Source organism: Paraburkholderia ferrariae NBRC 106233, assembly GCF_000685035.1.
Lineage (GTDB): Bacteria > Pseudomonadota > Gammaproteobacteria > Burkholderiales > Burkholderiaceae > Paraburkholderia > Paraburkholderia ferrariae.
Window position 1 is genome coordinate 236,964 of the sequence record NZ_BAYB01000002.1, and the last position, 24,230, is coordinate 261,193.

General features: G+C 68.5%; 18 protein-coding genes. 7 read left to right on the top strand and 11 right to left on the bottom strand.

Annotated features, from left to right (window positions below; all coding sequences use genetic code 11):
- Positions 1–35: 35 nt before the first annotated feature.
- Positions 36–1,247, bottom strand: coding sequence for a CaiB/BaiF CoA transferase family protein (locus BFE01S_RS01365; protein ID WP_028224041.1), 1,212 nt, complete (start codon positions 1,245–1,247; stop codon positions 36–38).
- 10 nt (positions 1,248–1,257) lie between these two features.
- Entirely contained in the window at positions 1,258–2,988 is a 1,731-nt protein-coding gene (locus tag BFE01S_RS01370; RefSeq protein WP_028224042.1) for an acyl-CoA dehydrogenase family protein, read from the bottom strand.
- A gap of 115 nt (positions 2,989–3,103) precedes the next feature.
- Here BFE01S_RS01370 and BFE01S_RS01375 point away from each other — a divergent pair, with 115 nt between their 5' ends.
- The gene (locus BFE01S_RS01375) at positions 3,104–4,003 is read left to right on the top strand and encodes a LysR family transcriptional regulator (RefSeq protein WP_028224043.1); all 900 of its coding nucleotides are present in this window, start codon (positions 3,104–3,106) and stop codon (positions 4,001–4,003) included.
- Here BFE01S_RS01375 and BFE01S_RS01380 read toward each other — a convergent pair.
- Together BFE01S_RS01380 and BFE01S_RS01385 are read right to left on the bottom strand one after the other, a co-directional pair.
- Complete coding sequence (locus tag BFE01S_RS01380; protein ID WP_028224044.1) at positions 4,000–6,558, bottom strand: adenosylcobalamin-dependent ribonucleoside-diphosphate reductase; 2,559 nt, start codon at positions 6,556–6,558, stop codon at positions 4,000–4,002. The genes BFE01S_RS01375 and BFE01S_RS01380 overlap by 4 nt on opposite strands.
- 283 nt (positions 6,559–6,841) lie before the next feature.
- Positions 6,842–7,129 carry a DUF3331 domain-containing protein gene (locus BFE01S_RS01385; RefSeq protein WP_028224045.1) on the bottom strand — a complete coding sequence of 96 codons (288 nt, stop codon included), beginning with the start codon at positions 7,127–7,129 and terminating at the stop codon, positions 6,842–6,844.
- A 369-nt stretch (positions 7,130–7,498) separates the two neighbouring features.
- On the opposite strand from BFE01S_RS01385, the gene BFE01S_RS01395 reads away from it, so the two are divergent.
- Positions 7,499–8,566 (top strand): AI-2E family transporter, encoded by a 1,068-nt coding sequence (locus BFE01S_RS01395; protein ID WP_028224047.1) that lies wholly within the window; start codon positions 7,499–7,501, stop codon positions 8,564–8,566.
- Between the two features lie 51 nt (positions 8,567–8,617).
- Here BFE01S_RS01395 and BFE01S_RS01400 read toward each other — a convergent pair whose 3' ends face one another.
- A complete protein-coding gene (locus BFE01S_RS01400; protein WP_028224048.1) occupies positions 8,618–9,472 on the bottom strand; it encodes an alpha/beta hydrolase in 855 nt (284 codons plus the stop codon).
- 83 nt (positions 9,473–9,555) lie between these two features.
- Positions 9,556–10,656, bottom strand: coding sequence for an OpgC domain-containing protein (locus BFE01S_RS01405; protein WP_028224049.1), 1,101 nt, complete (start codon positions 10,654–10,656; stop codon positions 9,556–9,558).
- Positions 10,657–11,301: 645 nt separating this feature from the next.
- On the opposite strand from BFE01S_RS01405, the gene BFE01S_RS01410 reads away from it, so the two are divergent.
- Positions 11,302–12,180, top strand: a complete 879-nt coding sequence (locus BFE01S_RS01410; protein ID WP_042336966.1) for a peptidoglycan DD-metalloendopeptidase family protein — start codon at positions 11,302–11,304, stop codon at positions 12,178–12,180.
- Positions 12,181–12,282: 102 nt separating this feature from the next.
- Here BFE01S_RS01410 and prpF read toward each other — a convergent pair whose 3' ends face one another.
- From prpF to prpB, 4 genes are all read right to left on the bottom strand, one after another.
- Positions 12,283–13,473, bottom strand: coding sequence for a 2-methylaconitate cis-trans isomerase PrpF (gene prpF, locus BFE01S_RS01415; RefSeq protein WP_028224051.1), 1,191 nt, complete (start codon positions 13,471–13,473; stop codon positions 12,283–12,285).
- Between the two features lie 103 nt (positions 13,474–13,576).
- Entirely contained in the window at positions 13,577–16,174 is a 2,598-nt protein-coding gene (gene acnD, locus BFE01S_RS01420; protein WP_028224052.1) for a Fe/S-dependent 2-methylisocitrate dehydratase AcnD, read from the bottom strand.
- 168 nt (positions 16,175–16,342) lie between these two features.
- Positions 16,343–17,509: a bifunctional 2-methylcitrate synthase/citrate synthase gene (gene prpC, locus BFE01S_RS01425; protein WP_028224053.1), complete on the bottom strand. Its 1,167-nt coding sequence runs from the start codon at positions 17,507–17,509 to the stop codon at positions 16,343–16,345.
- Between the two features lie 85 nt (positions 17,510–17,594).
- On the bottom strand, positions 17,595–18,485 hold the full coding sequence (gene prpB, locus BFE01S_RS01430; RefSeq protein ID WP_028224054.1) for a methylisocitrate lyase: 891 nt from the start codon (positions 18,483–18,485) through the stop codon (positions 17,595–17,597).
- On the opposite strand from prpB, the gene BFE01S_RS43820 reads away from it, so the two are divergent.
- Both BFE01S_RS43820 and prpR read left to right on the top strand, forming a co-directional pair.
- Positions 18,484–18,633: a hypothetical protein gene (locus tag BFE01S_RS43820; protein ID WP_156966863.1), complete on the top strand. Its 150-nt coding sequence runs from the start codon at positions 18,484–18,486 to the stop codon at positions 18,631–18,633. The two genes, prpB and BFE01S_RS43820, sit on opposite strands and share 2 nt — an antisense overlap.
- 57 nt (positions 18,634–18,690) lie before the next feature.
- Positions 18,691–20,766: a propionate catabolism operon regulatory protein PrpR gene (gene prpR, locus BFE01S_RS36990; protein WP_084169428.1), complete on the top strand. Its 2,076-nt coding sequence runs from the start codon at positions 18,691–18,693 to the stop codon at positions 20,764–20,766.
- A 52-nt stretch (positions 20,767–20,818) separates the two neighbouring features.
- Here prpR and BFE01S_RS01445 read toward each other — a convergent pair whose 3' ends face one another.
- On the bottom strand, positions 20,819–21,214 hold the full coding sequence (locus BFE01S_RS01445) for a thioredoxin domain-containing protein (RefSeq protein WP_028224055.1): 396 nt from the start codon (positions 21,212–21,214) through the stop codon (positions 20,819–20,821).
- 299 nt (positions 21,215–21,513) lie between these two features.
- Here BFE01S_RS01445 and BFE01S_RS01450 point away from each other — a divergent pair, with 299 nt between their 5' ends.
- Together BFE01S_RS01450 and BFE01S_RS01455 are read left to right on the top strand one after the other, a co-directional pair.
- Positions 21,514–21,969, top strand: coding sequence for a (2Fe-2S)-binding protein (locus BFE01S_RS01450; protein ID WP_028224056.1), 456 nt, complete (start codon positions 21,514–21,516; stop codon positions 21,967–21,969).
- Between the two features lies 1 nt (position 21,970).
- A complete protein-coding gene (locus BFE01S_RS01455; protein ID WP_028224057.1) occupies positions 21,971–24,223 on the top strand; it encodes a xanthine dehydrogenase family protein molybdopterin-binding subunit in 2,253 nt (750 codons plus the stop codon).
- Positions 24,224–24,230: the final 7 nt, after the last annotated feature.

A 24,230-nucleotide genomic window follows, 5' to 3' on the forward strand; every position in this document is an offset into this window, starting at 1 on the left:
TGTATTGCGTGGGTCCTACGGTCCTGTTACGGTGTTCAGCCCTTCACGACACCCGCCGCGAAGAGCCGCGCCTGAGTCTCGCGGTCGATGCCGAGCGCATCCAGCACGCGGCGCGTATCGCCGCCGAGTGCGGGCGGCTTCGTGCGGTACGTGGCGGGCGTGCGCGAGAGCTTGACCGGCGTGCCCGTGCCGCGATAGCCGTCCATTTCCACGAGCATGCCTCGATGCCGGGTATGCGGATGCGCGGCCACGGCGTCGACGGTTTGCACCGGACCGCACGGCACGCCGCTTGCCATCAGTTCGCGCGCGAGCGGCTCGCATTCATGGGCCGCGAGGCGCGCTTCGAGCGCGGCCTTCAATTCGGCGCGGTGCGCGCAGCGGCTGCGGTTGTCGGCGAAACGCGGGTCTTCGGCGAGCGCGGGTATGCCCAGGTGCGCGCAGAGCTTCGCGAACTGCCGGTCGTTGCCCACGGCAAGGAAGATCGGCGCGGTGCGGGTGGCGTAGCTGTCGTAAGGCGCGATGTTCGGATGCGCGTTGCCGCTGCGCTGCGGCGTGCGGCCATTGCCGAAGAAGTTCGGCAGATGCGGATGCAGCAGCGAAACGCCGCAGTCGTAGAGCGCGATATCGACCGATTGCCCCTGGCCGCTCTTCTCGCGTTCGGCCAGCGCGAGCAGGATGCCGGCCAGCGCGTTGAGGCCCGTCACCATGTCCACGATCGGCAGGCCGATGCGCAGCGCGGGCCCCTCGCGTTCGCCGTTCACGCTCATGAGGCCCGCCATCGCCTGGATCACGGCGTCGTAGCCGGGCAGGCCGCCGAGCGGGCCATCGGCGCCGAAGCCGGAGACCGCGCAATGGATCAGCCGCGGAAAGCGCGGCCGCAGATCGCGTTCGTAATCCATGCCCCAGCGCGCGAGCGTGCCGGGCTTGAAGTTTTCCACCAGCACGTCCGCGCCTTCCAGCAGTTGCCAGAGAATCGCGCGGCCTTCGTCGCACGAGAGATCGACGGCCATGCCTTTTTTGTTGCGGTTCACGCCCACGTAGTACCACGCGGTTTCGTCGAGGAACGGCGGGCCCCAGCCGCGCGTTTCGTCGCCGTCGGGCGGCTCGAGCTTGATGACTTCCGCGCCGTGGTCGGCCAGCGCCTGCGTGCCGTACGGACCGCCCAACACGCGGCTCAGGTCGATCACGCGCAGGCCGTGGAGCGCGCCGTGTTTCGCAGAAGATTCGGATTGCTTGATATCGTTCATCGCCGGTTCCTCAATGAACGGGGAGCAGTTGCATGGCTTCGTCCAGCGCGAGCGCACGCTCTTCCACGAGGGCGCGCAACGGGGCGGCGTGGGCGTCGCGCGCGTCGAGATCGAGCGGATCGCGCGGCAGCAGCTTGTGGCGCACGATCAGATGCGCGAGGGCGAGGCGGCGGAAGTCGGGTGCCGCGCGCGCGGCCTCGCAGGCCATGAAGACGGCCGTGGCGGCGTGGTAGAGCGCGGAGGCGGCCTGGCGGACCGACTCGTCGCGCCCGCACTCCGCCACGCTTTCGAGTGCGGCCCCGGCGCGTTCGAACACGCCGCGCAGCAGCGCCGCGCTGGCGTCGGGCAGCGCCGCTTCGGCCAGCTCCGCCCGCACGTAGCGCGCGAGCGAGTCCAGCGCGCCTTCGCGCTTCGCGGCGCGCGCGACATCGAGCGCCACGATATTGCTCGTGCCTTCCCAGATCGACCCCAGGTGCGCGTCGCGCACGAGCCGCGCGTCGCTCCACTCTTCGATATAGCCCACGCCGCCGCGTACCTCCATGGCGTCGCCCGTTACGCGGCGGGCGTCGCGGCAGGCGCGGAACTTGATGAGCGGCGTGAGGATGCGCACGCACTTCGCGGCGAGTTCGTCGCCGCCGTCCGCCCGGGGGAGCAGCGTGGCGATGCGCATGAACATCGAGCGCGCCTGCTCCGCGGGCAGCATCATCTTGAGCAGTTGGCGCTGCATGAGCGGCATTTCGATCAGCTTGCGGCCGAACGCCTCGCGATGGCGCGCGACGTGCAGCGCTTCGGTGACGGCGCGGCGCATGAGCCCCGCCGCGCGCACGCCATTCGAAAGCCGCGACATGTTGATCATGTCGGCCATCTGATGAAAGCCGCGGCCCACTTCGCCGATCAGATAGGCCTGCGCGCCCTCCAGCACGATCTCGCCGCTCGCCATCGAGCGGCTGCCGAGCTTGTCCTTCAGGCGCACGATGCGGTAGGCGTTGCGCGTGCCGTCCGGCAGCGTTTTCGGCAACAGGAACAGCGCGAGGCCCTTGATGCCGGGCGGCGCGTCGTCGGCGCGCGCGAGCACCATCGCCAGATCGGCATCGGCGTTCGAGCAGAACCATTTGTCGCCGTGCAGGCGCCAGACTTCGTTGCCTTGCGCGTCCTTGCTACGTGCGGCGCGCGTGGCAATGCGCGCCACGTCCGAACCGGCCGCCTGCTCGGTCATGAACATCGCGCCCTGGTAGAGCGTGTCGAAGTCCTGCGAGGCAAGATCGGGCAGATAGCGGGCCACGAGTTCCGGCGCGCCGAAGCGGCGCAGCGTGCGCGTGAGCGAGTCGGTCATGCTCACCGGGCAGCACAGGCCGAACTCGGCCTGCACGAACAGGTAGGTGAGCGCGTACTTCACGAGCGGCGCGGGCGGGTTGGGCTGGTGGCTCATGGCGGCGAGCCCCAGTTCCGCATAGGCCACGCGCTCCAGCGCCACGTAGTCCGCATGCTTGTCGATATGCTGGAGCGGTTCGCCGCGCCGCGTGCGGTGTTGCAGCACGGGGGGATGGTGGTCGGCCGCGAGGGCCCATTGGTCGAGTTCGTCGGAAGCGCGCTGGCCGAGCGTGTGAAGCCGGGGTTCCAGCGCACCGAAGGCGGCTTCGCCGAGGTAGCTGCGCAGCAGCGGGGCGAAACCCGGGTCGCTCGTATAGAAGTTGATGCCGCGGCTGTCGGGAATATTGGCTGCGCCGGATGGGTCGCTCATCGCATGTCTCCTGGTTTTGGGCAAGCTTAGGACGGCCTTCGATAACGGTCCAATACAACCGATGTCCTGTACGATAAGCAGCATCTATCGATAAAAACGCACCGGAGACACCCTCATGGAACTCAAGCAGCTACGCTATTTCGTTGCGGTGGCCGAGGAACTGCACTTCGGGCGGGCCGCGCGGCGGCTCTTCATTTCACAGCCCGCGCTGAGCTTCGACATCCGCAAGTTCGAGGAGCAACTGGGCGTGCAACTGCTCGAACGCACCAACAAGGCGGTGTCGCTCACGAACGCGGGCCACGTGCTGCTGGAAGAGGCGCGGCGTTTGCTCGCGCAGGCCGAGGAGGTGCGGCGCATCACGGCGCGTTCGGCGCATGGGCTGGCGGGGCGCTTGCGCATCGGCTTCGTCAATTCGATGCTGTATCGCGGGCTGCCGGAGGCGGTGCGGCGTTTCGAGGCCGATCATCCGGCGGTGGAAGTGGTGTTGCGCGAGATGAATACGGCCGAGCAGGTGCAGGCGCTGCAACGCTTGCAGATCGATCTGGGCTTCGCGCACTGGGGCCGTTTTCCGGCCGAGGTGGAGTCCGAGGTGCTGTTTTCGGAGCCTTTTTTGTGTTGCCTGCCGGTGGAGCACGCGTATGCGCGCAAGCGGCGCATCGAACTGGGCAAGCTGGCGCGCGAGCCGTTCATCTTGTTTCCGCGCTCGGTGTCGCCGCACTATCACGACCAGATCATCGCGACCTGCGTCGAGGCGGGCTTCAGCCCGCAGATCCGCCACGAGGCGCGGCTGTGGCAGACCGTGGTGACGATGGTGGAGTTCGGCATGGGCGTCGCGCTCGTGCCAGCCGCGCTCGGGCGCGGCGGCAGCGAGCGCGTGGTGTTTCGGCCACTCTCAAGCAATCCTTATGAATCGCAAGTGTTGCGGCTCGTGCGTGCCGGCGATGCGGACCGGCTGGCGATGGGGTTTGCGGCCTGGCTGGGCGGCGAGCGTCGGGCGGTGCCTGCCGCTCGTTAACCGCACGCCCCAATCTCCCCGCATGCCGTGCAGAAGTCGCACCCGTCCTTGCGGATCACGGCATTTGCCCCGCACGAGCCGCATTTGCGCCCGAGCATGGCGTGCGGCGCGGCGAACGTGGCGTCGGGCGGCAAAGCATGGGGGCCGTCCAGCACCGGGTCGCCTGCGGGCGTCGATGCGGGCGTCGTGCCGTCCGCGTCAACGCCCGCCGCGAGCGCCTGCGCCGCAGCGGCCGTCTTGTACTGTTGCGCGAGCAGCCGCGAGGGCACCTGCCGCCCTTCGGCGTCGAGAAACCCGCGGCGGTGAAGGATCTGCTGGATCGCATAGGCGATTGCCGCCACCTCCGAATCGTGCCAGAGCGGAATGCGCTTGCCGTCGAGCCGCTGCGTTTCGCCGTAGCGCACCTGGCCGCGGTCCCACGACACCTTGCGCAGATCCTGCAGATTGCGCGCGACGAAACCGCCGCGCGCCGCGAGCGAGAGCGAGCGCATGGTCGCCGTGATCCATTGCTGCGACTCGTCGCGCTGGCCAATGGGAATGAAGAACTCGATGGGCCGCTCGATCGTCGCCGCTTCGCCGCCCACCTGGCCGGTCACTTCGAGAAACGACACGGCCACGTAGAGCGACACCTTGCCCGCCTGCGTCAGATATTCGATCTTCTCGATCACGGCGGGCAGCTCGCCCTTGGGGCGATGGTCGATCGCCACGCGCAAGGGGTCGAGCAGCGCGTCGGCGAGCGTTTCGTCCGCGGCGGGCAGCGTCTGCAGCACCGCGCCGAGCGTCTCGTTCGGGCGATAGGTGGCGAGTCCCTTGAGGCCGCGCCGCCACGCATCGAGATACAGCCCTTCGAAGGCTTCGAACGGATAGTCGGCGGGCACGTTGACGGTCTTCGATATCGACGTATCGACGAAGGGCTGCACCGCCTCCATCATCGCGATGTGTTCCTGCGCGCTCATTTCCAGCGCGCTCACGAAGTAGTCCGGCAGCGCGTTCACATCGCCGCCCAGGGCGCGATAGAGGCGCCACGCGTGGTCTTCGACAGCGAAGGTCTCGCTGCTGCCGTCGCTCATGCGGCGCGTGCGCTGGTAGGTCCACGAGAACGCGGGCTCGATGCCGTTCGATACGTTGTCGGCGAAGGCGAGGCTCACCGTGCCGGTGGGCGCGATCGAGAGCAGATGGCTGTTGCGGATGCCGTGTTCGCGGATCGCGTCCTTGAGCTCGGCGGGCAGGCGCGAGGCAAAGGTGCCCGCTTCCAGATAGGTGGCCGCGTCAAAGAGCGGGAACGCGCCGCGCTCGCGCGCGAGTTCCACCGAGGCGCGATAGGCGGCGTCGCGCATGGTGTGGCCCACGCGGGTGCCGAACGCGCAGCCCTCCGCCGAGTCGTAGCGGATGCCGAGCATCACGAGCGTGTCGCCGAGGCCCGTGAAGCCCACGCCGATACGCCGTTTGGCCGCCGCTTCGGCGCGCTGTTCGGGCAGCGGCCAGAGCGTGACGTCGAGCACGTCGTCGAGAAAGCGGACCTGGGTGGCCGTGCGTTCGGCGAGCGCGTGCCAGTCGAACGACGGCTTGCCACCCTTCAGTTGTGCGAAGGGATCGATAACGAAGCGCGTGAGGTCGAGCGGCCCGAGATTGCAGCAGCCGTAGGGCGGCAAGGGCTGCTCGCCGCACGGGTTCGTCGCGCGGATCGTTTCCTGCGCACGCAGGTTGTTGTCCTCGTTCATGCGCGAGATGAACACCACGCCCGGCTCGGCGATGTCGTAGGTCGAGCGCATGATCGTGTCCCAGAGCGCGCGGGCACGCGGTTCGGCGTAGATCCACAAGCCGTCTTCGCGCTGGCGCAGGTCGCCGGCGGCGCGCAGCGCGGGCGAGGGTTCGGCGCGATGCACGAGCGGCCAGAGTGCGTCGTTTTCGACCGCGTGCATGAACGCGTCGGTCACGGCCACGGAGACGTTGAAGTTGTTCCAGCGCCCCCGCGCATGCTTGGCTTCGATGAACTCGGGCAGGTCGGGGTGATCGCAGTCGAGCACGGCCATCTGCGCGCCGCGCCGCGCGCCCGCGCTTTCCACGGTGCGGCACGAGGCGTCGAAGACGTCGATGTAGCTGCACGGGCCGGAGGCGTTGGACCCCGTCGAGCGCACGAACGCGCCGCGCGGGCGGATGGCCGAGAAGTTATAGCCGACGCCGCCGCCGCGGCGCATGGTCTCGGCGGCCTGCAGCAGCGCGACGTAGATGCCGGGGCGGCCTTCGTCGTCCACGCCCTGGATGCTGTCGCCCACGGGCTGCACGAAGCAGTTGATGAGCGTGGCTTCGATGCCGGTGCCCGCCGCGCTCATGATGCGCCCGGCGCCGAGCGCGCCGTGGCGCAGGTTGTCGGCGAAGCGCGCCTCGATGGCGGCGCGTTGGGCGGGCGGTTCGGCCATGGCGACGCCGCGGGCGACGCGGCGATAGACGTCGTCGGCGCTGCGCTCGTCGCCCTTGGCATACTTTTCGAGCAGGACGTCGAGCGAGAATTGCTGCGGGGCGACAGGCAGCGGGAGGGGATCGTTTTCGGCCATGGGCTCACTCCTCGCAGGGCGCCGCGCTGGCCGGGGATCTGGAAGCCTCGGGGGGCGCCCCGGAGGCGTTTCCAGGGAACCGAAGGGCCGAACCGGCGCCGCATGCATGGGCTCCACCATACCGCAGCGGCGCCTGCCGTGCCCGGCGAGGTGCAACTGTGCCGCCGCGGGGCTGCCGAAGCGGGCGGGGCGGTTACACTGCGTCTCGAAGCGAAGCCGGGGGCCGCAGGGGGCTGGGACGGCGGCGCCGTTCGATGCCGGCTCATCGACCCCGGGGCGGGGCTTATTCGGGGGCGAGGTCGCCGAATACTTCGGCGGCGATCATGACGGAGGCGTTCAGCGGTGCGGGGCGTTCGGCCGGCTTGAACACGGCGTCGCCGCGGCGGATCTTGCGGCGCGACACGGCGCAGGTTCCCGACGTATGCGCGGAGCGGCGGCGCCAGCGTTGTTCCCCGTAGTGGCAGCGGCCCGGCTCGACCCAGCGGATCACGAGTGCGCCGTCCGTCTGTTCGAGCACTTCGATGCGCTCGCCGTTGGCACCGTCTAGCGCGAGGCACGCTTTGGATTTCATTATCGGCTCCGTAGGTGGGGTTGCCGCGAATGTAGTCCTGCCGGGCGCCGCGTGCCATTGTGCCGGCGTTGAAACACCATTCCATAATCGACAACAATGCCCCTGCGACATGTTGCGATTCACGAAGGAATGGGGCTTTGCGGGTGATCTGCGTCAACCTGACGGATTTGTGCAACGCAGTGTTGTACCAGGCGCGACATCGAAACGCCGTCCGCGAGGGGATCGAGAGAGGGGGCGGAACGCTTTGGCGGCGCGTGGATCGGAACAGGATGTGCGCGCCGAACGCGCTCGGGGCCTGGGAGGGGCGGTTCGCCGGCGACGCCGTTGCGCGGCCCCGGCAGCCGATTGGTTGATTTTTATTGAGGTTACATGATTCATCGTCCACCTGCTCCGAACTCCGCAAACGGGCAGAAAATCCAGCGCGCCGCCTCCGCGGCGCTGTTCGCCGCTCTGGTGCTTGTCGCGCTGTGGGTCGTGCGCGAATTCATTCCCGCCGTGGCGTGGGCGAGCGTGCTCGCCATCGTGCTGTGGCCGGCCTATCGGGCCGTCGAGCGGCACCGCTGGTTCCAGCGCCGCACCACCGTCATCGCCACGGTGCTGACGCTGGCCATTGCGCTCCTCGTGGTGCTGCCGATCACGGTCACGGCGATCCAGGCGGGCGGCGAGGCGCACGATCTCTTCGTGTGGTTCCACGCGGCGCAGGAGAACGGCGTGCCGGTGCCCGAGTTCGTCGCGCATCTGCCGGTGGGCAGCCACCAGGTGGCCGACTGGTGGCAGGCCAATCTCGCGCAGCCGCTCAAGACGTCCTCGGCGATGAAAAGCCTGCATGGCGACGCCGTCGTCGAATTCGGGCGGCACTTCGGCGTGCGCGCGGCAAGGGCTTCGATGACCTTCGCCTTCATGCTGGTCACGCTGTTCGTGATCTTCCAGGCGGGGCCGCGCTTCTCCGGCACGCTGGTCCGCGGGGCGCAACGCGCGTTCGGCGCCGACGGAGCCGATCTGCTGGCGCGCATGGCCGCCGCGGTGCGGGCGACGGTGACGGGGCTCGTGGTCGTCGGGCTCGGCGAGGGCGTGCTGCTGGGCGCGGCCTATCTCGTGACCGGCGTGCCGCACGCGGCGCTGCTCGGCACCGTGACGGCCGTCGCGGCCATGCTGCCGTTTTGCGCGCCCGTGGTGTTCGGGCTCGCGGCGCTCTGGCTGCTCGTACAGGGATCGGTGGTCGCGGCCATCGGCCTTGCGGTGTGGGGCTGCGTCGTGGTGTTCGTGGCCGAGCATTTCGTGCGGCCCGTGCTGATCGGCAATTCCACGCGCCTGCCGTTCCTGCTGGTGCTCTTCGGCATCCTCGGCGGCGCGACGACGTTCGGGCTGATCGGCATCTTCATCGGCCCGGCGCTCATGACCGTGCTGATGGTGCTGTGGGCGAACTGGGCCGAGTGAGCTTGCGGCGCGTGCCGTCAAGGCGCGTGCCGTGACAACGCGCCTACGCAGTCAATGCACGCACGCGAGCGTGTATTTGAGCGCCGCCGGCAGCAACTGGCGCCACACGGGCCAGACGTGCCCGCCATCGACGATGCGCAGCGCCGCCGGATTGCCCGCTTCGCGCAGCCGCGTATAGAGCAGCGACGATTCGGCCTGGATCACGAGGTCGTCGTCGCCCGAGGCGACGAAGATGGGCAGGCGCCAGGGCCGCGCGAAATAGGCGCTCCATAGCGCGGGGTAGTTGAGGGCGTGCCAGACGTGCGGGTCGAACTGGTGCTCGCCGAACACGCCCACCCGGCGCGCCGACGAAGCGGGCGGCGGATCGCTCGCGTAGATCGCGGGCGAGAGCAGCAGCGCGCCGCAGAACGCGTCCGGATGCTCCATCGCATAGCGCAGCGCGCCGAAGCCGCCCATCGAAACGCCGCCTATCGCCCGCCCGCCGCGGTCGCCGGCCACCGCGTAGTGGCGCTCGATCTCGGGCATCAGGTCTTCGAAGAAGGCCGTCTCCATCTTCTCCTTGCGATCGACGTACCAGTCGGTGCCGCCCTGCGGCATCACGATCACGACCGGTGCGATCTCGTGGCGTGCGATCAGCGTGTCGACGGTCGTTTGCAGGTCGCCTTGCGTCACCCAGTCCATCGGCTCGCCGTTGTTGCCGTGCAGGAGGTAGAGCACGGGGTAGCTCGCGGCGTCGGCACGGTAGCCCGTGGGCAGATAGATCACGTACTGCCAGTCGCGCCCGAGCGCGGCCGAATGGAACGTGCGCACGGAGACCGTGCTGGCCGCGGCGGGCAGCGTGCTCAAGGCGAGTGCGGGCAGGGCGGCGGCGAGGGCGAGCAGCGCCGTTCGAAGAAGTCTGCGCATGGCAGGCAAACGGATGACGATGAGGCGCAAAAGGCGCGGGGAGACCATGCTAGCAGCCGCGCGAGGCGGCCGGCCAGCGCATTTCAGGCGGACGAGGCCTTGACCCGTGCGGGCAGCAGGCGCCTGAGCGGACCGGATGCGCGCGCAACGACGAACAGCGCGCCGAGCGCGATGGCGTCGGCGGCGAGGCCGGCGGGCACGTTCAGATAGCCGTCGGTGTACCAGTAGAGCACCGAGTCGATGACGAGCGAGATCACCGCGCCCGCCACGAACGAGACGAGCCCCTTGCGGCCGACCAGCCCGATCCACGGCAGCGCCCGCGCGATGCGCCGTGCCCAGCCGAGCCGGATCACATGCGCCGTGAGCCATGCGATGCCGAGGAAGTTGAGCGCGCGGAACCAGGCGAGGTTGCGCTTGAAATCGGCATCGAGCGCGATATTGCCAGGATGCAGGCGGTACGCGGCGGCGGCCGCGACAATGCCGAGCGCCGCGAGCGTGACGACCCAGCCGAGCCGGTGCGCGCGCGTGCGCTGGAAAACGGGCTGCGCCTGGGCGAGCGCGCCGAGGACGAACAGCAACTGCCAGGCGAGCGGGTTGAAGTCCCATTGCATGTCGGGCGCGTGCGGCAGGTGCGGCGTGGCGAGCGGCGCGAGCGCCCACAGCGCCACGCTGCCCGCAAGCAGCAGCCAGGGCTTCGAGCGCGCGAGCGGCAGCGCCAGCGGCGCGGCGAGGGCGAAGCACGCATACATGGGCAGCACGCCGGCCAGGTAGGGCTGGCGGCGCAGCAGCACGATGTCGCGCAGGGCGGCGGCGGGGGCGAGCGCGAGGTCGTCGAGGTCGGTGACGGCGAGATTCGGCGCATCGACGTCGCAGGCGAGCAGGACGGCCGAGACCAGCAGCATCAGGAGTGCGGTGACCACGAAGGCGCGGTAGATCTCGAACGCGCGGCGGATGAAACGCTGGCGCGCCGCGGCTTCGGTGCGGCGCTCGCACAGTGCGGCCCAGGCGGTGGCCGTGGCAAAGCCGCCGAGAAAGACGAACACCTCCGCCGCGTCGCACAGCGCGTAAGCGTGCAGGGTGACGCGCGACACGATGCTGCCGCCGATGTGATCGACGACGATGATGAGCAGGACGAGACCGCGGAAAAAATCGAGTTCGACGAGACGGCTGGATGACTGTGGCATGGATCGGGCGATGGGGCCGGCCGGGGCGCAACCGGCAGGCGCCGCGGTGCGGCGCTGCCTGACACGGTGGCACGGTTGCACGGTGGCAGGGCGGGGCGGGGCAGCCGGCGGGCGCGAATGGCTGAAACGGACCAGGTGGGTCGCGGGCAGAACAGGAGTGACCCGCAGCGGGTGCCGGGGTTCCCTGCCGGGTCGCTACCTGAGGCCCGGGTGATTTCGCGCAATACTACATTAATTTCAAAATGCTTTCAGTGTGGGCGCGCGCCAGTTCAAGTTTTACCGGCCCCCTGCCGATAAGGGATTGTGGCTGGCATGGGGCCGCATTGCCTTGCGGGCACCGCAGGCGCCTCCGAATTCCACGATTTAACAGTTGTATCAGAATGTGAGCCGCGCCCGGATGTTTGTGAAATGCGCTTTACAATGCCAGCTCAATTTTGAGATTGTGATCGTCCGCCGGAGGCGGGCGATGTCGTGAAATAGAGGCTCTTTCTTCGAAGAAGAGGGCTGATCGGATGTAAATCGAAGCGGACCGGGCGGCGATGAGCGCCGGGTCAACGCGACGCAGGGAGCGCGCCAGACGCCGCACACCGCGCCGCGCGCACCTGCGCATCGGGTGCCGTCCGCCGCGATAGAAAGGAGGTGAAGATGTTCAGCGATCGAAGCGGCCGGCGTGCCGGCGCTCTGAAGACGCTGCGGGCCGGCGTGGGTATCGTCGGTATCGCGGCTCTCGTGGCGGGTTGTGCCAACCCCGGCCAGCAGCAACCGCCGCAGCCGCCGCAACCGCAGCCGGAACCGTCTGCGTCGGCCAGCCCGGCTTCGGGCGCCGCCGCCTCGGACGGGACCCAGGCGGCAGCGCAGCAGGCCAGCCAGGCACCGACCACCCAGGTCGTGACGAAAACGACGTGGGTGCGCGTGCGGCGCGGCGATTCGCTGCAGCGCATCGCGCAGGCGCATAACGTCAGCGTGAAGGATCTGGAAAGCTGGAATCACATCAAACATGGCCGCCTGCGTACCGGCCAGTCGCTGCGGATCGTTTCGAAGCAGACGATTACCGTGCAGGCTGCCGCTCCGGGGGCCGCGCCGGCCGGCGCGGCAGGCGGGGCGAATGCCGCGGCGAACCGCGAAGTCTCCGCCGAGGTGGCGCGTCATGCCCGCAGCGTCACGCTCGCGTGGCCCGCGCAAGGCCAGGTGGTCGAAGGCTTCCAGGCGGGCGAAACGCGCGGCATCGAGATTGCCGGCAAGGCGGGCGACCCCGTGCGCGCCGCCGCGGACGGCAAGGTCATGTATGCCGGCACCGGCCTGAACGAGTACGGCAGCCTCATCATCGTCCAGCACAACAAGGACTTCCTGACCGCCTACTCGCACAACCGGCGCCTGCTGGTGAAGACGGGCGATACGGTTCGCCAGGGCCAGCAGATCGCCGAGATGGGCAGCGAGAACAACGACCGGGTGGCGGTGCTGTTCGAAGTGCGCCGCGACGGCAAGCCGGTCGATCCGATGCCGTATTTGCCGCCGCAGAGCTGACGATCTCGGGGTCCGGGCCGGTGCGGGCCAGTCGGGCGATCGACTCGCCCGACTGGTTTCGTCGCTGCCCGGGAACGAACGCCCGGTACGCCCGGCGGCGTGTCAGAACGCGTCGCCCGGCACCCTCACCCAGCCTTCCATCAGCACGCGCGCGCTGCGGCTCATGATCGCCTTCCTGACGGTCCATGCGCCGTTTTCCTCGCTGGCTTCGGCGCCCACGCGCAGCGTGCCCGAGGGGTGGCCGAAGCGCACCGCGTTGCGCTCGCCGCCGCCCGCCGCGAGATTCACGAGCGTGCCGGGAATCGCTGCCGCCGTGCCGATCGCCACGGCCGCCGTGCCCATCATCGCGTGGTGCAGCTTGCCCATCGACATCGCCCGCACGAGCAGGTCCACGTCTTCCGCGCCCACCGGTTTGCCGCTCGACGCCGTATAGCCCTGCGGCTTCGCGACGAAGGCGATTTTCGGCGTGTGCTGGCGCGTGGCGATCTCGTCGAGGTTCTTGATGAGGCCCATGCGCAGCGCGCCATACGCGCGGATCGTTTCGAACTTCCTGAGCGCATCGGCGTCGCCGTTGATGGCGTCCTGCAACTCGGTGCCGGTATAGCCGATGGCCTCGGCGTTCACGAAGATCGTCGGGATGCCCGCGTTGATCATCGTGGCCTTGAGCGTGCCCACGCCGGGCACCTCGAGGTCGTCCACGAGCTGGCCCGTGGGGAACATCGCGCCGCCCGCGCCTTCTTCTTCGGCGGCGGGGTCGAGAAATTCGAGTTGCACTTCGGCGGCCGGGAAGGTCACGCCGTCCAGCTCGAAGTCGCCGGTTTCCTGCACCGCGCCGTTCGTGATCGGCACGTGCGCCACGATGGTCTTGCCGATGTTGGCCTGCCAGATGCGCACGGTCGCCACGCCGTTCTCGGGAATGCGGGTGGGCTCGACGAGGCCGCCGCTGATCGCGAACGGCCCCACGGCGGCAGAGAGATTGCCGCAGTTGCCGCTCCAGTCCACGAAGGCCTTGTCGATGGCGACCTGGCCGAACAGGTAGTCGACATCGTGACCGGGCCGGCTGCTCTTCGCCACGATCACCGTCTTGCTCGTGCTGGAGGTCGCGGCGCCCATGCCGTCGATCTGCTTGCCGTAGGGGTCGGGGCTGCCGATCACGCGCAGGAGGAGTTTGTCGCGCGCCTCGCCCGGTTGCTGCGCTGCTGCGGGCAGGTCCTGCAGGCGGAAGAACACGCCTTTGCTGGTGCCCCCGCGCATGTAGGTGGCGGGAATCTTGATCTGGGGTACGTGTGCCATGGATGTTGGGTCCTCAAACGACAGGGCGGTACGTTGCCGCACCGCCCGTTCATTGACTTCGCGCTAACGCGCCTTCAGGCAGTCAGACGCTCTCGCGCTCATATCAGGCGGCGGCCTTCGACGATTCGAGGAAGTCCTGCGCGAAACGTTGCAGCACGCCGCCCGCTTCGTAGATCGAGACTTCCTCCGCGGTGTCGAGCCGGCAGGTCACCGGCACTTCCACGCGCTCGCCGTTCCTGCGTTCGATCACGAGCGTGAGATCGGCGCGCGGCGTGCGCTTGCCGATCACGTCGTAGGTTTCGGTGCCGTCGATGCCGAGCGTCTTGCGGTTCGTGCCGGGCTTGAACTCCAGCGGCAGCACGCCCATGCCGATCAGGTTGGTGCGGTGAATGCGCTCGAAGCCTTCGGCAACGATCGCTTCCACGCCCGCGAGCCGCACGCCCTTGGCCGCCCAGTCGCGCGACGAACCCTGGCCGTAGTCCGCCCCCGCGACGATGATGAGCGGCTGCTTGCGTTCCATGTAGGTTTCGATGGCTTCCCACATGCGCGTGACCTTGCCTTCTGGCTCGATGCGCGCGAGCGACCCCTTCTTCACGGCGCCGTCCACCACGGCCATCTCGTTGACGAGCGTGGGGTTCGCGAACGTCGCGCGCTGCGCCGTGAGGTGGTCGCCGCGGTGCGTGGCGTACGAGTTGAAGTCCTCTTCGGGCAGGCCCATTTTCGCGAGGTACTCGCCCGCCGCGCTGTCGGGCAGGATCGCGTTCGAAGGCGAGAGGTGGTCGGTCGTGATGTTGTCGCCGAGCACCGCGAGCGGGCGCAGGCCGCGCAGCGTACGCTCGCCGGCCAGCGCGCCTTCCCAGTACGGCGGGCGGCGGATGTAGGTGCTCGGGGCGCGCCAGTCGTAGAGCGGGTCCGTGGTCTCGCCGGTCGCGGCGGTGGCCGCGAACATCGGCTCGTAGACCTTGCGGAACTGCGCGGGCTTCACGCTTTGCGCGACGATGGCGTCGATTTCCTCGTCGCTCGGCCACAGGTCCCTGAGGTACACGGGCTGGCCGTCCTGATCCGTGCCGAGCGCGTCTTTTTCGATGTCGAAGCGGATCGTGCCCGCGATCGCATAGGCCACCACGAGCGGCGGCGAGGCGAGGAAAGCCTGTTTCGCGTACGGGTGGATGCGGCCGTCGAAGTTGCGGTTGCCCGAGAGCACGGCCGTGGCGTACAGGTCGCGCTCGACGATCTCCTGCTGGATCTTCGGATCGAGCGCACCGGACATGCCGTTGCACGTGGTGCACGCAAACGCGACGATGCCGAAGCCGAGTTTTTCCAGATCCGGCAGCAGCTTCGCTTCTTCCAGGTAGAGCTCCACGGCCTTCGACCCCGGTGCGAGCGAACTCTTCACCCAGGGCTTGCGCGTGAGGCCGCGCGCGTTCGCATTGCGCGCAAGCAGCGCGGCCGCGATCACGTTGCGCGGGTTGCTGGTGTTCGTGCAGCTCGTGATGGCCGCGATGATCACCGCGCCGTCGGGCATCTGGCCCGGCACGTCGTCCCACTTGCCCGCGATGCCGCGTTCCGCGAGGTCGGAGGTCGGCAGGCGCTTGTGCGGGTTCGACGGGCCGGCCATGTTGCGCACCACCGTCGAGAGGTCGAAGCTGAGCGTGCGCTCGTATTGCGCGTGTGCGAGCGTATCGGCCCAGAGGCCCGCCGTTTTCGCGTAGGTTTCCACGAGCTTTACCTGCTCTTCGTCGCGGCCCGTGAGGCGCAGATAGTCGAGCGTGTGTTTGTCGATGAAGAACATGGCCGCCGTGGCGCCATACTCGGGCGCCATGTTCGAGATCGTGGCGCGGTCGCCGAGCGTGAGGCTCGACGCGCCGGCGCCGCGGAACTCCAGATACGCGCCCACCACTTTTTCCTTGCGCAGGAATTCGGTGAGGGCGAGCACGATGTCGGTGGCGGTGATGCCGGGCTGGCGCTTGCCCGTGAGCTCCACCCCCACGATATCGGGCAGGCGCATCCACGAGGCGCGGCCGAGCATGACGTTCTCCGCTTCGAGGCCGCCCACGCCGATGGCGATCACGCCCAGCGCGTCCACGTGCGGCGTGTGGCTGTCCGTGCCCACGCAGGTGTCGGGGTAGGCCACGCCGTCGGTCACGCCGATCACGGGCGACATTTTCTCCAGATTGATCTGGTGCATGATGCCGTTGCCGGGCGGAATCACGTCGACGTTCTTGAAGGCCTTCTTCGTCCAGTTGATGAAGTCGAAGCGGTCAACGTTGCGGCGGTCTTCGATCGCGCGGTTCTTCGCGAATGCGTCCGGGTCGAAGCCGCCGCACTCCACGGCGAGCGAGTGATCGACGATCAATTGCACCGGCACGACCGGATTCACTTTCGCCGGGTCGCCGCCCTGGTCCGCGATGGCGTCGCGCAGGCCCGCCAGATCGACGAGCGCGGTCTGGCCGAGGATGTCGTGGCAGACCACGCGCGCCGGATACCACGGAAAGTCGAGGTCGCGCTTGCGTTCGACGAGCTGCGCGAGCGAGGCGGCGAGCGTAGCCGGATCGCAGCGGCGCACGAGGTTTTCGGCGAGCACGCGCGAGGTGTACGGCAGCGTGTCGTAGGCGCCGGGCTGGATGGCTTCGACGGCTTCGCGCGCGTCGAAGTAGTCGAGCCGGGTGCCCGGAAGAGGTTTGCGGTAGGCGGTATTCACGGCTTGGGGACCAATGGAATAGACAATGGGACGCAACGGTGGGGGAGGCCACGGCGCCACTGTACGCCGCTTTATTGCCGCCTCCCACCTGGCCGGACGGCCAACGGGCCGCCCGGCACCGACAGGTTCAACCGGTATTCGGGCGCCTGAAATTCAGGCGCCTGCCGGTCAGCGCTTGCCGATCGGCACGAACTTCAGATTCTCCGGACCCGTGTAGTTGGCGCTCGGGCGGATGATCTTGTTGTCGATGCGCTGCTCGATGATGTGCGCGCTCCAGCCCGCCGTGCGCGCGATCACGAACACCGGCGTGAACATCGCGGTCGGCACGCCCATCATGTGATAGGACACCGCGCTGAACCAGTCGAGGTTCGGGAACATCTTCTTGATGTCCCACATCACCGTTTCGAGGCGCTCGGCGATGTCGAAGAGCTTGAGATTCGACTGCTCTTTCGAAAGCTTGCGCGCGACTTCCTTGATGACCTTGTTGCGCGGGTCCGAGATCGTATAGACCGGATGGCCGAAGCCGATCACCACTTCCTTCGCTTCCACGCGGCGGCGGATGTCGGCTTCCGCGTCGTCCGGGTTCTCGTAGCGCGACTGCACTTCGAATGCCACTTCGTTCGCGCCGCCGTGCTTCGGCCCGCGCAGCGCGCCGATGGCGCCGGTGATGGCCGAGTACATGTCGGAACCCGTGCCGGCGATCACGCGGCCCGTGAACGTCGAGGCGTTGAACTCGTGCTCGGCGTACAGGTTGAGCGAGACGTGCATCGCGTCGACCCACGACTTCGACGGCTCGCGGCCATGCAGCAGGTGCAGGAAGTGGCCGCCGATCGAGTCGTCGTCGGTTTCCACTTCGATGCGGCGGCCGTTATGCGAATAGTGGTACCAGTACAGCAGCATCGAGCCGAGCGAGGCCATCAGGCGGTCGGCAATGTCGCGCGCGCCGGGCAGGTTGTGATCGTCCTTCTCCGGCAGCACCGTGCCGAGCACCGAAACGCCGGTGCGCATCACGTCCATCGGGTGCGCGGAGGCGGGCACCCACTCCAGCGCGGCCTTCACGTTCGCGGGCAGGCCGCGCATGGCCTTGAGCTTTGCCTTGTAGGCCGCCAGTTCGGCCGTGTTCGGCAGCTTGCCGTGCACGAGCAGGTGGGCGACTTCTTCGAATTCGCACGCGGTGGCGAGGTCGAGAATGTCGTAGCCGCGGTAGTGCAGGTCGTTGCCCGTGCGGCCCACCGTGCACAGCGCCGTGTTGCCCGCCGCCACGCCCGACAGCGCGACCGACTTCTTCGGCTTGAAGCCGCCTGCGCCCTGGGCCTTCGTATCTGCTTCGCTCATGGTGTCTTCCTCTGAATGGGGTGTCTCGAATGAGGTCAATACACGGGTAATTGCAGCGATCGCTGCAGGAAAACCCGTTGCTCCGTTACTTCTTCGCTGCGAACAATGCGTCGAGCTTTTGCTCGTACTCGTGATAGCCGAGGTAGCGGTAGAGGTCCTCGCGCGATTGCATCGTCGAAACGGCGGCCTTTTGCGTGCCGTCGCGCTTCACGGTTTCGTAGAAGTTCAGCGCCGCCGCGTTCATCGCGCGATAGGCGCCGCAGCAGTAGAGCGCGATGTCCACGTTCGCGCTCTTCAGTTCTTCGGTGGTGAAGAAGGGCGTCGAGCCGAACTCGGTCAGGTTCGCGAGAATCGGCACCTTCACGGCGGCCTTGAAGCGGCGGTAGTCGTCGAGCGTCTTCATGGCTTCCGGGAAGATCATGTCCGCGCCGGCTTCCACGTAGGCCACCGCGCGCTCGATGGCCGCGTCGATGCCTTCCACGGCGGCCGCGTCGGTGCGCGCCATGATGACGAACTGGTCGTCGGTGCGCGCGTCCACGGCGGCCTTCACGCGGTCCACCATTTCTCCGGTCGGGACCACTTCCTTGTTCGGGCGATGGCCGCAGCGTTTCTGGCCCACCTGGTCTTCCATGTGCACGGCGGCCACGCCCGCCTTGATGAACGAGCGGATCGTGCGCGCGATGTTGAAGGCGCCGCCCCAGCCGGTGTCGATATCGACCATCAGCGGAATATCGACGGCGTCGGTGATGCGGCGCGCGTCGATGAGCACGTCGTCCATGGTGCTGATGCCGAGGTCGGGCACGCCGAGCGAATTGGCGGCCACGCCGCCGCCGGAAAGATAGACGGCCTTGAAGCCGGTGGCCTCGGCGAGCCGCGCCGCATAGGCGGTGATGGCGCCGACGACCTGGAGCGGTTGTTCTGCGGCAACGGCCGCGCGGAATTTCGCGCCGGCGCTCGTGGGGGTTCTTTGGGTCATGCTGGATGTCTCCGATGAAAGCGCGCTCGATAGTGCAGATACCGTGCCAGGGCGGCGCGGCGCGTCTAACGCATTGATTTTCCGCGAGATTGGCCAGGCGGTGCGCGCCGTCGGCATTGCGATTGTGAAACTGGAATTTCAAATTTGAAATCGGCGAGCGATAATGCGGTTTCAGCAGCCTTGCCGCAACCACGCCCCCCCCGCCATGAACCGTTTTCCCGCTCCCTCCGGATTCCGCCCGCGCGTGTGGGCCATGGGCATCAGCCGCCTGCGCGACCTGTTCCGCGACATCGCCCGCGAATACGACGGTCTCGCCGACCTGCGCGTGGTGGCGCGCGGCTTCGAGGAGGCCGTGGCCGAGATCGCCGCGGCGGGGCCGAGCCAGCGGCCCGACGTGGTGGTGGCGGCGGGCGCGAACGGCAGCTATCTGAAGGCGCGCGTGGACGTGCCCGTCGTGCTGCTGCAGCCCACCGGCTTCGACGTGATGCAGGCCCTCGCCCGTGCGCGGCGCGAGGCCGAACACGTCGCGCTCGTCACGTATGGCGAAACGCCTGCCGAAGTGCGCCGCTTCGCGAGCGCGTGGGGGATCGACGTGGTGTTCGCGTCCTACCGCAGCGTGCAGGACGCGGAAGCCTGCGTGCTCGATCTGCGCGATCGCGGCGTGGGGGCCGTGGTGGGGCCGGGTCTCGTCAACGACCTGGCCGCGCGCCTCGGGCTCGTGCCGTTTTTCGTCTATTCGCATTCCTCGGTGCGCTCGGCGTTCGATAACGCGCTCGAAGTCGCGCAGGCCACGTGGCGCGAAACGCAGCGGCGCCAGCGGCTGGACAGCGTGTTGCAGCATCTGCGCGACGGCGTGGTGGCGCTCGACGGCGAAGGGCGCGTGGAGGCGATCAACCAGCGCCTCGCGGCCGTGCTCGGCATCGATCCGGTGCTCGCGGCGGGGCAGTCGCTCGCCGAGATTGCGCCCGACATCGCCTTCACGCTGCCCGAGACCGACGGCGAATCGCTCGAGACCGTGCGCGGCGTGAGCTATGTCGTGCATCGCGGTCCGCTCGTCGATAACGGCGTGACGACGGGGGCCGTGCTCACGTTCCAGGAGTCGCGGGCCGTGGAGCGGCTCGACCGCACCCTGCGCACGCGCCAGCGCACCCAGCAGTTCGTGGCGCGCTACCGGCTGGACGACCTGAGCGGCGCGACGCCCGGCATCGAGCGTGTGCGCCAGCTTGCGAAGCGCTACGCGAAGTCGGATGCGACGGTGCTGATCCGCGGCGAGAGCGGCACGGGCAAGGAAATGGTCGCGCAGGGCATTCATCGCGAGAGCGCGCGGCGTGACTTTCCGTTCGTCGCCATCAATTGCGGCGCGTTTCCCGAGGCGCTGCTGGAGAGCGAACTGTTCGGCTACGAGGAAGGCGCGTTCACGGGCGCGCGGCGTGGCGGCAAGGTGGGCCTGATCGAAGCGGCGCACCGCGGCACGCTCTTTCTCGATGAGATCGGCGAGATGCCGCTGCCGCTGCAAAGCCGCCTGCTGCGCGTGCTTCAGGAGCGCGAGGTGGTGCGCCTCGGCGCCACGGAGCCCACGCGCGTGGACGTGCGCGTGGTGGCGGCCACGCACCGCTCGCTCGCCGGGCAGATCGAGACGGGCGAGTTTCGCGCCGATCTTTACTATCGGCTGAACATTCTCAATCTCGCGATTCCGCCGCTGCGCGAGCGCGCGGCGGACGTCGTGCCGCTCGCCGCCGAACTGCTGCTGCAGGCGGCCCGGCGCGAGCCGCGCGTGGCGCTGCGCGTGCGCACGGCCGAGGCGGCGGGGACGACGCTCGCGCCCATCGCCCAGGCGCTCGCGCAGCACGACTGGCCGGGCAACGTGCGCGAATTGCAGAACGTGGTGGAGCGGATCGTGGTGGAACTGGCCGATACGGATGGGGAGGCGATTCCGGTGGACGTGCTGCGCACCATCGCGCCGGAGGTGTTCGATTCGGCGGGGTTCGCCCAAGCCGTGCCGATGGAGGCGCCCAAAGCTCCAATGACGCTGCGCGAGCGCAGCCTGAGCGCCGAGGCGGACGAGATTCGCGCGGCGCTCGAAGCGTGCAGCGGCAACCGGGATCGCGTGTGCGAACTGCTGGGCATCAGCAAGACGACCCTGTGGCGCCGCCTTGCCGCGGGGCGCGCGGGGGAGATGCCGCCGGCCGCGGCGACGTCGGCCATCCCGGCGAACCCGGCAACGCCGGCGACCGGCATGGCGCCCACGCCATCACGCAAACGCCGCAGCCGCGGCGCCTGAATGCCGCGTCTCTTTCTGTCCCGCCGCGTCTTCTCCTGCCCCGCCGCGTCCCTCAACTGTCCTGCAAGCCGCGCAAGAGCGGCGTGACCTGCCCGTGCAGCTGGGCCACATGCGGGCTCGCCTGCAGCAGCGCCTGATAGCGCTCGAAGAACGCCGGAGACTCCTCGCCCGAGAACAGCGCGCACACTGCCTGCGCGGCGCCGATGCGGTCTTCGTCCGTGGCGTCTTTCGCGTCGAGCGATTCGTCGATGTTCGTAATCACGGCGGAAAGCGGCATGAGCCAGCGAAAGCCCGTGCCGTTGATCAGCACCTGCAGGAAGGCGGCGGGCGTGACCGGTCCGAACTCGCGCTCGTATTGCGCGCGCTCGTGGTCGAGGATCGCCTTGTGCAGCGTGAGGAGCGGCTTGCGGACTTCGTTGAGGAACTGCTTCGCGCGGGGCTCGTTCATGTTGCGGCTCCTTCGTTGCCGCGCCTCGTCTGCGCGCGGTGGGTCGTGAGGGTGTGCGGACGATGGTAGCGCAATGCGGCTGCCGCCGCGCGAGACATGCGGCATGGGGCGCAGCGTCCAAGGACGGGACGGCTTCCTGCACGCGTTTTATCGCGGCGCTACACTCAACCGGTTCTCGGCAGGTCGAGCAGGCGGTGCCCTGCACAGGGGCTGCAATTGGTGTTTGGCGCGGAACAGCCGGTCTGCCCGGGCGCCGATTGCTCGATCCATAACGACAAATTCCCCACCCCGGAGAGCCCATGACTACCCTGACCATCAACGGCGAGACCCACGACGTCGATGCCCCACCCGATATGCCGCTGCTCTGGGTGCTGCGCGACATCGTCGGGCTCACCGGCACGAAGTTCGGTTGCGGCATTGCGCAGTGCGGCGCCTGCACCGTGCATCTGGACGGCGAGGCCGCGCGTTCGTGCGTGCTGCCCGTCGCAGCCGTGGCCGGCCGCAGGATCACGACCATCGAAGCGGTGGGGGCGACGCCCGCGGGCCAGAAAGTGCAGAAGGCCTGGCGCGAGGTGGACGTGGTGCAGTGCGGCTACTGCCAGTCGGGACAGGTGATGTCGGCGGCGGCGCTGATCGCGTCGAACCCGAACCCGAGCGATGCCGACATCGACGCCGCCATGGCCGGCAACCTCTGCCGCTGCGGGACCTATAACCGGATTCGCGCGGCCATCAAGCAAGCCGCGAAGGAGGCCTGACATGTCCCAGGGTCTCCTCGATGCGCAAAACGGCGCACCTTCCGCATCGCACCGTCCCGCGAGCCGCGCGGGCGTGTCACGCCGCACCTTCCTGAAGCTCGGCGCGGCGGCGGGCGGCGGCCTGCTGCTCGGCTTCAGCGTCGCGGCCGGCGCGCAGGGCGACGCGCAAACGCGCAAGTCCGTCGTCGGCGGCGACGGCAACGAGGCGCCGCAGGATGGCGTGTTCGAGCCGAACGCGTTCGTCCAGATCGACCGCGCCGGCAAGGTCACGCTGATCATTCCGAAGGTGGAGATGGGGCAGGGCGTCTATACGTCGATTCCCATGCTGATTGCCGAAGAGCTCGAAGTGCCGCTCGACAGTGTGACGGTCGATCACGCGCCGCCCGACGCGAAGCGCTTCACCGACCCGCTGCTGGGCGGCCAGTTGACGGGCGGCTCGACCTCGATCCGCTACGCGTGGCAGCCCATGCGCGAAGCGGGCGCGGCGGCGCGCACGGTGCTGATCCAGGCCGCGGCGCAGCAATGGCAGGTCGATCCCGCCGCCTGTCACGCGAAGGCCGGCGAAGTGCTGCACGACGCGAGCGGCCGGCGCATCGCCTACGGCCAGCTCGTGGACGCCGCCGCAAAGCTGCCGGTGCCGCAGAAGGTGGCGCTCAAGGACCCGAAGGACTTCACGCTGATCGGCAAGCCGACGAAGCGGCTCGATTCGCCGGAGAAGGTGGACGGCTCGGCGCAGTTCGGTCTCGACGTGCGCCTGCCCGACATGGTCTATGCCGCGATCGTGAACTGCCCCGTGTTCGGCGGCACGCTCGCGAGCGTGGACGACACGCACGCAAAGCAGATTCCGGGCGTCATGCAGGTGGTGAAGATCGACAACGCCGTGGCCGTGATCGGCGCGCATACGTGGGCCGCTAAGCGCGGCGCGGCGGCGCTCGCAATCCAGTGGAACGAGGGGCCGGGCGGGAGCGTTTCGATGCAGCAGATCGTCGGCGATCTCGACCGGGCCTCGCAGCGCGACGGCGCCGTCGCGCGCAGGGACGGCGACGTGCAGCAGGCTTTCGGCAACGCGAAGACGCGCGTGGATGCGATTTATCGGCAGCCGTTCCTCGCGCACGCCACGATGGAGCCGATCAACTGCACGGTGTCCGTACGCGCCGACGGCTGCGACATCTGGGTGGGCACCCAGGTGCCCACGCGCGCCATCGACGCGGGCGTGGCCGTCACGGGTCTCGAGCCCGGGCAGATCACGCTGCATAACTATCTGCTCGGCGGCGGTTTCGGCCGGCGGCTCGAAGTGGATGCGATCACCCAGGCGCTCAAGATCGGCAAGCAGGTGAATACGCCGGTGAAGGTCTTCTACACGCGCGAAGAGGACATCCAGCACGACATGTACCGGCCGTATTACTACGACCGCATTTCGGCCGGGCTCGACGCCAACGGCAAGCCCGTGGCCTGGCAGCACCGCATCACCGGCTCGTCGATCATGGCGCGCTTCGCGCCGCCCGCGTTCCAGCACGGCATCGACCCCGACGCCGTGGAAGTGGCCGTCGATCTGCCCTACGACCTGCCGAACCAGTTGATCGAGTACGTGCGCGAAGAGCCGCATGCCGTGCCCACGGCGTTCTGGCGCGGCGTGGGGCCCACGCGCGGCACCTTTGTCGTGGAGAGCTTCATCGACGAACTGGCCGTTGCGGCGAAGACCGATCCGGTCGCGTACCGGCGCAATCTGCTCGGCAAGTCGCCGCGGGCGCTCAACGTGCTCGACGTGGCCACGCGCGCGGCGAACTGGGGGCCGCCGATGCCGAAGGGGCAGGGGCGCGGCGTTTCGGTGATGAACGCGTTCGGCAGCTTCTTCAGCATGGTCGCCGACGTGACCGTGAACGACGGCGAGGTGCGCGTGAACCGCGTGGTGTGTGCCGTCGATTGCGGCATGGTCGTCAATCCCGAGACCATCGAGGCGCAGATCGAAGGCGGCATCATCTTCGGCATCACGGCGGCGCTCTATAGCGAAGTGACGATCGACCGCGGCCGCGTCGTGCAGACCAACTTCACCGACTACCGCATCCTGCGCATCAACGAGTCGCCGCAGATCGAGGTGCATATCGTGAAGAGCACGGAGGCGCCGGGCGGCATTGGCGAGCCGGGCACGGCGGCGCTCGCGCCGGCCGTGACGAACGCGATCTACGCGGCCACGGGCAAGCGCCTGCGGCAGTTGCCCGTGGGGCGTCAGCTGCAGAACGGGCAATCGGCCTAAGGGGGCG